The organism is Okeania sp. (assembly GCF_983059655.1).
Genome location: NZ_CEZPJD010000185.1, coordinates 1 through 11536 on the forward strand (window position 1 = coordinate 1; position 11536 = coordinate 11536).

The 11536-nt window shown below is 35.0% G+C and carries 9 protein-coding genes; 3 read left to right on the forward strand and 6 right to left on the reverse strand.

What is annotated here, in order from left to right:
• Nucleotides 1–1795, reverse strand: a 1795-nt coding sequence (locus tag AC3DU7_RS12670) for a carbamoyltransferase family protein (RefSeq protein WP_488039702.1), incomplete at its 3' end; no start/stop codon positions are given.
• A gap of 756 nt (nt 1796–2551) precedes the next feature.
• On the opposite strand from AC3DU7_RS12670, the gene AC3DU7_RS12675 reads away from it, so the two are divergent.
• From AC3DU7_RS12675 to AC3DU7_RS12685, 3 genes are all read left to right on the forward strand, one after another.
• Nucleotides 2552–3850, forward strand: coding sequence for an RNA-guided endonuclease InsQ/TnpB family protein (locus AC3DU7_RS12675; protein ID WP_488039703.1), 1299 nt, complete (start codon nt 2552–2554; stop codon nt 3848–3850).
• 120 nt (nt 3851–3970) lie between these two features.
• A complete protein-coding gene (locus tag AC3DU7_RS12680) occupies nt 3971–4060 on the forward strand; it encodes a CP12 domain-containing protein (RefSeq protein WP_488039709.1) in 90 nt (29 codons plus the stop codon).
• 155 nt (nt 4061–4215) lie between these two features.
• On the forward strand, nt 4216–4512 hold the full coding sequence (locus tag AC3DU7_RS12685) for a Mo-dependent nitrogenase C-terminal domain-containing protein (protein ID WP_488039704.1): 297 nt from the start codon (nt 4216–4218) through the stop codon (nt 4510–4512).
• A gap of 389 nt (nt 4513–4901) precedes the next feature.
• Here AC3DU7_RS12685 and AC3DU7_RS12690 read toward each other — a convergent pair whose 3' ends face one another.
• From AC3DU7_RS12690 to AC3DU7_RS12710, 5 genes are all read right to left on the reverse strand, one after another.
• The gene (locus tag AC3DU7_RS12690; RefSeq protein ID WP_488039705.1) at nt 4902–5996 is read right to left on the reverse strand and encodes an SGNH/GDSL hydrolase family protein; all 1095 of its coding nucleotides are present in this window, start codon (nt 5994–5996) and stop codon (nt 4902–4904) included.
• Between the two features lie 894 nt (nt 5997–6890).
• Nucleotides 6891–7976: a hypothetical protein gene (locus tag AC3DU7_RS12695; protein WP_488039706.1), complete on the reverse strand. Its 1086-nt coding sequence runs from the start codon at nt 7974–7976 to the stop codon at nt 6891–6893.
• A 236-nt stretch (nt 7977–8212) separates the two neighbouring features.
• A complete protein-coding gene (locus tag AC3DU7_RS12700) occupies nt 8213–9136 on the reverse strand; it encodes an NAD(+) kinase (RefSeq protein WP_488039707.1) in 924 nt (307 codons plus the stop codon).
• A 97-nt stretch (nt 9137–9233) separates the two neighbouring features.
• The gene (locus AC3DU7_RS12705) at nt 9234–9362 is read right to left on the reverse strand and encodes a hypothetical protein (RefSeq protein WP_488037585.1); all 129 of its coding nucleotides are present in this window, start codon (nt 9360–9362) and stop codon (nt 9234–9236) included.
• Nucleotides 9363–10168: 806 nt separating this feature from the next.
• Nucleotides 10169–10981 carry a PEP-CTERM sorting domain-containing protein gene (locus tag AC3DU7_RS12710; RefSeq protein ID WP_488039708.1) on the reverse strand — a complete coding sequence of 271 codons (813 nt, stop codon included), beginning with the start codon at nt 10979–10981 and terminating at the stop codon, nt 10169–10171.
• Nucleotides 10982–11536 lie beyond the last annotated feature (555 nt).

Below are 11536 nucleotides of genomic sequence, written 5' to 3' on the forward strand. Positions count from 1 at the left end.
TACAAACAATTGGTTCACCCCGCACATTAAAAGATGTATTCACAATTACCCCACATCCCGTCAACTTCTCAAAATGCTGAATCAAATCGTAATACCGAGGATTAGTTTCCTGATGAATAGTTTGAATTCTTGCCGAATAATCAACATGAGTAATAGCCGGAATTTCCGATCGCGGCACGTTCAATTTCTCAATTCCAAACAACTGCTTTTGCTCCTCAGTCATCGGAATTAACAAATTCTCCTGCACCGGAGCTACTAACAACATATAAGGACTAGAATGTTCAATGTCAAAATAATCGGAAACTCGTTCTGCCAAAACTGAAGGAGCAAAAGGTCGAAAAGACTCCCGATACTTAATCTTCAAATTCATCACTGACTGCATTTTTTGATTCCGGGGGTCACCAATAATAGAGCGTCCTCCCAAAGCACGGGGTCCGAATTCCATCCGACCTTGAAACCATCCCACCACATTGCCGTTATTTAAAATTTCTGCCAACCGTGGCATTAATTCTGTATCTGGCAAATATTCATATTTTGCCTGAATAGCATCCAGATATTCCCGAATTTCCTCATCTGCAAATTTCGGTCCGAGATAAGCTCCCTGCATCATGTCATTCGGAGCAGGACAAACAGGAGGTTTTGCCACAGAAACAGCAGAATTTCCAGACTCCACAGAAATTAATTCCTTTTCTGGAATATTCTCAACCACTTTTTCTATTACCCGTGGTTGGTTGTGATATTCGTACCAAATAGCTAAAGCAGCACCTAACGCTCCACCAGCATCTCCCGCTGCAGGTTGAATCCAAATATCTTTAAAAATACCTTCCCGTAAAATTTTGCCATTCGCCACACAATTAAGAGCAACTCCCCCTGCCAAACAAAGGTAGTCAGCATTAAGTTCTTTTTGCACTGTTCGACTCAGACGTAATACTACTTCCTCAGTTACTCTCTGAATAGAAGCAGCAATATCCATTTCTCGTTGACTAATTTTAGTTTCAGCTTTGCGAGGAGGTCCGCCAAACAATTTGTCAAACTTCTCATTAGTCATAGTCAACCCGGTTGTGTAATTAAAATATTCCATATTCAACCGGAAAGTGCCATCAGCTTTTAAGTCTATGAGGTTATTTAAAATCAAATCTACATAATTAGGTTCTCCGTAGGGAGCTAAACCCATAAGTTTGTATTCCCCAGAGTTGACTTTGAAACCTGTGTAATAGGTAAAAGCTGAATAGAGTAAACCCAAAGAGTGAGGAAAATCTATTTCCCATTGGGGAGTCAGTTTATTTCCTTCTCCCAACCAAACCGAAGTTGTTGCCCACTCACCCACTCCATCCAGACACATTACCGCAGCACGGTCGAAGGGACTGGGGAAAAAAGCTGAAGCTGCATGAGACTGATGATGTTCGGTAAACATTAGTTGGGGAAGATGGGATGCTTTACACTGACCTAGTGTAGAAAATTCTTTTCTTAAAACGGTTTTCAGATATAATTTTTCTTTTAACCAAATTGGCATTGCCATGAGAAAAGAGCGAAAACCTTTGGGAGCATAGCTGAGGTAAGTTTCCAGAAGTCGCTCGAATTTGATTAAGGGTTTGTCGTAGAAAACTATTTGGTCTAGGTCAAGTAATTCTATATTGGCTTCTTTCAGGCAATAGGAAATAGCATTTTTGGGAAATCTGGCATCGTGTTTTTTACGAGAAAATCTTTCTTCTTGAGCGGCGGCGATAATTTTTCCTTCACATACTAGGGCGGCGGCGCTGTCGTGGTAATAGGCTGAGATTCCCAGGATTTTCATATTTATTTTCTTTGTCTCCTTCACAGATGGCTTTATATATTTTTTGGCCAATTTTTAAGCAAAATATCCTCAAATTATAGTTCATCAAAGCACCGTCTAAGTTTTGCCTCAAAAGTAGGAGTAGCTTAAGATGCTTTTGAGGGAGGGGAGGATTCATCTAAAATTTAATGTTGAGCAATTTAAGAATAGCGCGGAACTCACCTCTACCCGATGCAACATTTTAGCTGTGTTAGAGCATTAGAGGGAATGGTATTTTAAATATATTTTTGAAAATAAAAATTAATTACTGAGATAAAATCTGCTTGTAGAGCGATCGCGAAACTACATTATTAAATATTCTCTCTTCAGACTATTGGCTTTTCATTCAAAGACATTTGGTTAGGAAGATAAGCTCTGCCTATTAAAAATAAATATTTTTTATATAAAAATACTATTGCTATCTGTTTTAATTATGTGTATATTAAAACTATGAAGTAAAGCAGAGCAAAAGATATGTTAAGTAGCAGTTCTGAAAGGCCAATTATCACAACATTTACCTAAATAACATGGGAGCATGAAAGCCATCGTCTTTTAAGCGATGGGTGAAAGGCGAGGAGTCGGATTTTAATCTGATGTATTTTATTTGACCAAAAAGCCACCTTGAAAGCCCTCGTGTTTGAACCGAGGGATGAAAACAACCGAGTCGTTTAGACTAGGCAACTAAAGTGCTCCTGTGTTATTATTACTCACAATAAAGCCATCCAACCACCATTTCAAATGTACTCTTGTCAGCAAGTTTTAGTAGGTAAAAATCCCGAATTAATTGCTATTTTAACATTCTTATGTGAACAGTCTCATAAGCTCACTAACATGGGAATATATTATGGTCGGCAATTATTTTTTAAATCTCACAAAACTCTGGGCAAGTTTGAATTGGAAAAGGTCTACAAAAAAAATAATCACTATAAAGTTCTACATTCCCAAGCAGCACAACAAATATTAAGAACTGTAGCTGAATCATTTAGATCTTATTATGGTCTGATTATTGCCTATAGTTCAGGAAAAATCTCAGAAAAACCAAGGATTCCTAACTATAGAAAAAAAGGAGGAATGGCTACAGTTAGTTACCCTTCTCAAGCATTAAAACTTAAAGGTAATCAAATTAGAGTGCCACTAGGTAATACTTGTAAGCGCTGGTTTGGATTAGATTGCTTTTATATTCATAAGCCGAGTAATCTCAACTTTGCTTCTCTTAAAGAACTGAGAATATTACCGAGAAATAGATGTTTTACCCAAGAATTTGTCTATGAAAAAGAAATAGTAGTTAAACCTCAATTAAATCAAGAAAATGTCTTAGGAATTGACCATGGAGTCAATAATTGGTTGACTTGTGTATCTAATGTTGGTACTAGCTTGATAGTAGATGGTAAACATCTCAAATCAATGAATCGTTGGTACAACAAACAGATATCAACTATTAAAGAAAATAAACCGACTGGATTTTGGTCAAATAAATTAGCTGCTATTACAGAAAAGCGTAACCGTCAAATGCGTGATGGTATAAATAAAGCAGCCAGAATAGTAATTAATCATTGTGTAAAAAATTCTATTGGTACAATTGTATTTGGTTGGAATAAAGGTCAGAAAAATCAAATAGAATTAGGAAAGAAAAGTAATTCAGAATTTGTACCAATTCCCACAGCTAGACTGAAAGAAAGAATATCTCAATTATGCTCTGAGTATGGGATTATATTTATAGAAACTGAGGAAAGTTATACAAGTATAGCTTCGTTTTTAGATGGTGACGATCTGCCTATTTATGGTGAAAAACCCGATGATTGGAAACCGTCAGGAAAAAGAATAAAGCGTGGTTTGTATAGAACAGGTAATAATTGGTGCGTGAATGCAGACTGTAACGGGGCTGCAAATATAATTGCAAAAGTAAGCAGAAAGCTAAGTTTAGACTTAAGCCAACTGTGTAGGGGCACTTTGACTTGTCCCCAAAGAGTATATCTTTGGTCAGCTAAGAAAAAACGAAGCAACATGGATTTATCCTGTTGCGTAGTATCAACTTAGAATCCCCGTGACTTAAGTCCGGGGAGCAGTCAAACAGGCGTATTCAGTCATGAATTTAGAAGATATTGACAGTGCTAAATCTCCAGTTGCTTGGCAAATATATGAAGAGTTTTAGGCAATATAGCTAATCGGCAGAAGCAGCAAATAGCTTCTATGTTTGATGATTACTGTAGAAAAAATCCTGATGGTATCGAGTGCAGTATTTACTAATCGTAATTCTCTTTTTTTCAAATATTTATTGTAAGTATTCCGTAGGAAGAGCTGACTGCTAATAGCTGTTTGCGCAGCATTCCGCAGGAAATGCTTACTATTGATCGTTATTACAATTAATTCAAAACAAAATAAAAAATAATAGGAGTAAAAAAATGCAAACTACTACTAATAATTATCCCCAAAACCCCATTTATATTCTGCTACAACCCGGTCGCAATTTTATAGAAAATATCGATATTAATAATCCTGCATTTGCCAGAAAATTATGTCAATTAATTCCGGCTCAATGCCCCTTTGCCAGAGACATTAAATTCTTTGGTCATACAGTTTTGCATATTCCACCTCTATGTAAATTAAATCCTTTTTACTATGAACTAATTAGTTTACGTTTTCGCGCCCTAAATTTTTTAGCTGATGTTTGTTTAGAAGATATTACCCCTTATTATTAAATATAATTCTGGATAGTCGGCAACAGACAATAGTGATAAAAACATTTCCCAGTCTCAGATTTACAACAGTTTTCTACTGCTGTAAAATATATCCAAATTCTGGCAAAGATAATAACTTTTCATACAAAATATTAGCAATAAATTCATTGCCAAATACAGAATAATGCCCATCACCTTCCAAGAATGCCGTTTCTACTTTTTGATTTTTAAACTTGTAAAAATCACTCTAGCAAATATTGATATTTGCTCTTTAGTAGGAAGATTAGGGTTTTATCAATGCCATAGTAAAATCAGTTGAATTTCTGTGAGCGATCGCCTTCATCAGAGGTTTGAAGTTTAATATTTTTACTTCACATAGTTGGAATCTGTTTTTTTGCTTGTTCTATATTCTATTCCCTGTTCCCTTGTAAAATAACTGCAACTTCTGGCAAAGATAACAACTTTTCATACAAAATATTAGCAATAAATTCATTGCCAGATACAGAATAATGCCATTTATCGCCACCCAAGAAAGCTTTTCCTAGTTGTTCATTTGGTATTTTATCTCTAAATTCGGGAATTAAATCAATATAGATTATGTTTCGTTTCTGTAATTCTGACTGTAGATATTCTCGCCAAAAATTAGAGTCATTATTATAATAGTCCGAACGACTAGGTAAATAAACCACAACTAACTTACTATTTTTATCTTGATTTATTGCTGCCAAATCCTCAAATATTTTCATAGCTATAGCAGGACTTTTAACAACATATTTATGATTAGGTTTCAACTTTTGAGCAAACAATTTTTTCCAGATAACGAAAAAGCTTAATTTTTGAATATGCTTAATGCTTTGTGTAACTTTTGGAAATAAAAAAGAGTATTTAGGAACAGGAAAATTATGATTAACTAACTCCCCATTTTCTAAATACAATAATGGTTTTCCACGACCCATAAAACTTGCACTCTGCATCCGTACAAAATCATCAGTAATAAAAGCAAATATCTGAATTTTATGCTCAAATTTAGTACCATCACGTTTGTACCGTAAATAAGCTTGATCGATACCATATCCTTGTTGAGCCATATTAATAGTTTGTAACCTTTGGTTGATTAATGTTAAAAGATGACACCAGCTTTGGTCGTTACTCACACCAAATCCCATAGTGACAGAATCTCCAGAACAAATTATCCTTACTTTATTAGGAGGAATATTAAGGCTAAAATCTTCGTTATTTCTAAAAGATTGAGAATTGGTTTTAAAATATATCCCCTCTCCATACTTATTTGGAATATCAACATTAGGAATATTCACCCATCCTAATAATTCATCATATTGACTGTGACGTATTGTAGCTCTTTGTTCAACTTTACTAATTCTATAAAACAGTAATAAGATACTAGATAGACCTTCAAATAAACTCAAGATCGCCACAATTAAAATCAGATTAATCGAAACAATTTTGATAATTTTTTTTGTCTGACGTAAACTATTATCGATCATAAGTGTTAGAGTTTTCAAGTTTTGGGCATGAGAAAAGATGGTGAAATAGAAGCTCAATGGGATAAATCAATATGGATTATAAACACCTTTTTAAACTTGTCATTTCAGTTATTAGTTATGAGTACCTCTGCAATAAGGAGGCTTGACCTTGGCGAATATTCTCTTTTCTCTTGGTCGATTAGATATGGCAAACTTCGGAGCGGCTTTGCACTCTTCGGGAAACCTTGCCATCCCATCCTACGGAATGCTCCGCAAACGACCGCTTTTTATCCCCTTAAAAGGGGAGGCTTTAGAACATAATTTTTCGATAAAAATCACCAATGGTAAATATTTATATTTGCTCTTTAGTATTATAATTTTAGCATTTTATTGGTTCTATAGCCAAGTCATATCATGTCCAGTAGCATCAGTATTGTAAGCTAAGGTAAGGAAGAAGGAAGAAGGAAGAAGGAAGAAGGAAGAAGGAACGAAGAAAAAAAGGTTGAAAAGCTGGAAAAAACTTAAATTTCCTGTGGATATTCACCCTAGCTTTTACGCAAACGATACCAGCGGACATGATATCAGTTTAATTTCAGCGATAGATCGCCTTAATCTTAAGTCAGCTATCAAATTTATTGACAAGCCATTATTACCTAATAGATATCTCCATAAAAAAGCAGGGCTATTTCATTCTAGATATAGGCAATGAATTTACTAGCTTTTAGCCATCAGAAGTTCAAATTTATTAAAGCTGAAACTACCTATTCTTGTCAATGCACAAAAATGCATTTTTGAGAATAAAATAATCCTGAGAAAAGATAGGTTAGGGAGAATAAGTTGATTATTTATGCACGATAATTGATTTGCTTGTTTATTATTAGAGATGTCTAATAAAAACAAATATATAAACTTATTCTACTGCTGTAAAATAACTGCAAGTTCCGGCAAAGATAACAAATTTTCATACAAAACATTAGCAAAAAATTCATTACCCAATACAGAATAATGCCCATCACCTCCCAAGAATGCTGTTTCTACTTTTTCATTAGGCATTATCTTTCTAAATTCAGCAATTAGATCGATATAAATTATGTTGCGTTTCTCTAACTCTACCTGTAGATATTGTCGCCAAAAATCAGATTCATTTCCATAATAGTCAGAACGAATAGGTAAATAAACCACCACCAACTTACTATTTTTATCTCTATTTATTTCCGCCAACTCCTCAAATATTTTCATGGCTATAGCAGGAGTTTGAGTAACATATTGATTATCTGTTTTCAACTTTTTTGGAAACAATTTTTGCCATAGATTTAAAAACCTTAACTCCTGAATATATCTGCTACCTTCTGTAATTTTTGGAGCTAAAAAAGAACCTCTAGGCACAGGAAAGTTATGATTAACTAACTCCCTATTTTCTAAAGACAATAATGGTTTACCATAACCCAAAGACTTTGCCCGCTGCATCCGCACAAAATCATCAGTAATAAAAGCAAATATTTGAATATTATGGTCAAACCTAGTACCATCACGTTTGTACCATAAATAAGCTTGGTCAAGACCATATCCTCCTTGACCCATATTCATAGTTTGTAAACGTTGATTGATAGATGTTAATAGTTGACACCATGTTTGGTCATTACTAACACCCCATCCCATTGTAAAAGAGTCCCCAGAACAAATTATCCTAACTTTATTAGGGGGGATATTAATACTAAAGTCTTCACTATTTCTCAAAGATTGAGAATTTGTCCGAAAATATATCCCCTGACCATACATATTTGGAATATTAACATTAGGAAGATTCACCCATCCTAATAATTCATCATACTGAGTGTGGCGTATTTCGCTCATTGGTTGAATTTTACTGATTTTATAAAACAGTAAAATAATGCTAGATAGACCTTCAACCAAACTTAATATAGACAAACATAAAATTAGATTAATTGAGACAATTTTGAAGATTTTTTTTGTTTGAGGTAAAGCATTTTTGAGCATCAATGTTAGAGTTTTGAAAATCGGGAGATATGAGGAACCTACAAAATAAATTAAGGAAAATTTTATTCAGTAAAAAAAATTATTCTTGACCGAAAAATTTTCGTCTTAAGCCTCCCCTTTTAAAGGGATAAAAAAAAGAGAATACCGTATTTTATTGCCTCTCTATTAAAGGAAGTACTGATAACTGATAACTGATAACTGATAACTGATAACTGAAATGACAACCTAATATCTACCACTTAACTACTACGATGCTCATTATTGTACTTAATTCTAGCGCCAGCCCATTGTAATTTTTCTCTAAGAGTTTGGAAAAATGAATGATTTTCCCGCAAAATAATAAACTTAGCCTGACAATCTGCTATTCGTACATCCACCCGTTGTCCAGGCCAAATAGCAGTACATAGGACTCCATCTGCCCAAAGTTTAGTAGTTAAATCATTATCCTCTAAAGGCCAAACACTAACTATACAACCAGGAGGAAGTACAATAGGGCGACTAGAAAGACTTAAAGGACAAATTGGAGTCACAGAAATAGAAGCCATACCAGCGTGCATAATTGGTCCATTAGCAGAAGCAGTATAGCAAGTCGAACCTGTAGGACTAGCAACAATAAGTCCATCCCCTTGATATTGGTCTACTACTTCCCCATCAATCTCTACTTCCAGTATAGAAGTGGGCATCCGGTCCGCAGAAGCAGGTTTAATACAAAATTCATTCAAAGCTAAAAAGCGATCGCTTGCTGGTTGGAGGTTAGTGCGATCGCCATTAAACACTGCTGACTGTAACATCATCCTTAGTTGTACGGCATAGCGGTCTTCAAATAACCTATCCCATACCTTCTCTGTATCCTTAAAATCTTCAAAATTTTCTGTCAAAAATCCCAAATGTCCTCCCACATTAACTGCCAACATTGGAATACCTAGAGCTGCTAAATGTCTTGCAGCAGCTAAAGCACTACCATCCCCCCCTAAAACCACTGCTAAATCAATTTTATGAGTGCTAGAGGCCAGAAAAACCGGATATGGATTATCTTGTGGTCCACTAGGCCCCATTAACACTTGACAGCCTCTATCTTCTAACTGTCTAGCAGATTGTTCTGCATAATGCTGACTCACATGATCTTTGGCCTTATGAGCAATAATTACTCGTTTAATGTCCATAGTTAATATTATAGATTTTAGATAGAGATTGGCAAAATTCCTGCACCACTAAATCATTGTATAGCAATAACTACGGCCTTTAGAAGTTGGAGAATTGCTATGTTATACCATTTCTCAAAAGTCTTGCTACATCTCCTTGACAGTAGGGAGTAGGGAGTAGGGAGTAGGGAGTAGGGTGAAAAGAGATAAGATATCTTGGTTTAATGCCGAGAATCGTTACAAACATGATTCAAGCATTATTATTACTTAATAACTGAAGTCCCACAGGAAGTATAGCATTATTTTTGGGAATTGGTATTACAGCAGAAGGAATAAGGTGTTTATACTAAATCCTGTTTTGAAAGTAAGGTTGATCGTGAGGTAAGGCAGAAAGCAGAAGGGTTAGAGAGGAGGTAGTCGGAAAAATTATCCCTTGCCAACTTTTGCCCAACTATACGCCAAAATACTCACTTTCTGAGTCTTAATAAGGCGAAAATCACGTACTTTTTCACGTTCTAAAAAGGCACTTACCTTTATCTATAGAGACTTTGATATTTAATCAGCAAACCCTAAATAGAACATTCCCACAAAATTTTTTGAAAAAGGCAAGGCTAATTTTTGTTTCTGGAGATTTCTCATCAGAAACACTTGGAAAGTGGAAAACTAGAGTATCTTTAGATCTGAGAGTGTCAAAACTAAAATTGGTCTCCAGTCATATTTGACAATGGAGACCAAGATTAAATCTTTATCTGTAGTTTGATTTATTTACTTTCCCAAGTTTGCTTTCGTATTCTCCTAATCATTCTGAAATCGCTCAGAAGATATGAGCATCATTATTCAATCTATATTTAAGTGATAAGCTGTTTTGAATACTGAAAATTAGTCAGCTTAATATTATTTAATTTTATAATTAGATATACCCTGAGCTATGATATTTACAAGTTGAAGCTGAATTGAATAATAGATTAGAAGTAGAAGTGATAGAAGTTCCCTAGTTTTGGGATAATGGGATGCTAATGTTTGCATCATTTGGGTGGCAAAGATGAAAGTCAATTACTTGTTTTTGCGCTTTAATGCACCCAGACCAGATCCCAATAAACCAAGACTTAGAAGACTCATTGTTGCAGGTTCAGGAACACTCTCACTCAGAATACCGCTTCCTCCTTCTGGCACATTTAGGTCAATGTTGATATCACCGTGGTAGCGTCTCACACGATTTTCTCCTTCTCCATTAAGACCATACTCTTCGTAGGTCTCTCTGTCGTCAGTATTTATCATGTAAAACCACTGAGCGAATCCCATGTTTACGTTTTTACCATTAGCTCCTAAACCCATTTGAGCTTTGTATGTGTTACTTTTGTCCGTTAGGAAAAATGTATCTGTAGAATTATTATTACCATACCATTCTCCTATTTCAGTTAATAAAGACTTGCTACTATCAATTGTGTAATAACTCCAATCTGCAACATTCGTGACGCTCTGATGGTCTCCCCGATTCAATTCTATTTTAGGTGCAAGATTTGGAGCGATCGCTTGTCCTTCTTGTAAATTTCCTAGGGAGTTGAACCAAACATCTACTGCGAATTTTTTATTCCCTGCACCAATGTTACCGATTAAATTAACTGTGCCATCATCATACTCATTGAAGAAAGCATCACCCTCGAAATCAAAATCACTTGATAAATTAGGTATCCAGAAGGCATGATTATGGTTAGCACTATGATATTCGTCTGAAACAGCTTCAGATGCTTGCCAACTATTTACGATGCTTGGTGCTACTGCTGCTGCTTCTTTTGCTTGTCCTAATGTACCTAATGCAATGGAACCTAAAGCGAATACGGAAGTTAATAATTTAGTTGCTTTCATTGGTTTTGTTCTCTTTAGCTGTGTGTTGTTTGTTTCATTAAATCTAATATAACTACAACAAAAGGCTGATAGGTGAAGGAGATGTAAAGATTTGCATGAGTCTGATGAAGATTATATAGATAGCACTTTAAGTCTTTTCCTGCTTGACTTTCATCTGTTTTTGAAGTGGTAAAATTTGTGTTTAATCTGTAAATGCAACTAGAAATTGTAACTTTTATAGCAAAATAATCTGCTTAAATATGGTTAATTTGTCACTTCCGCAATATTTTATAGCAAAAAAATTGCTAGATAAAAAACGATGAAAGTTATATGTATAGGACTTTTCTTCTGTTTTTAGTTCAAAAAAACTAGCAGATTAAATCCGTGCTAGCACTTACGCTATTTCCGCTATAAATATATCAATTAAGTGCGATCGCTGAGGCTATTTCTAGAAGTAGTGCAACAAAGTGGAAGCAGCGATCGTAAATTATCAGAAATTGCACGAGTTTAAAGCAAATATGGCCAGGTGTCTAATAGACATCTCCAAAAATTAAAAATAAAATCAATTCTTATCCA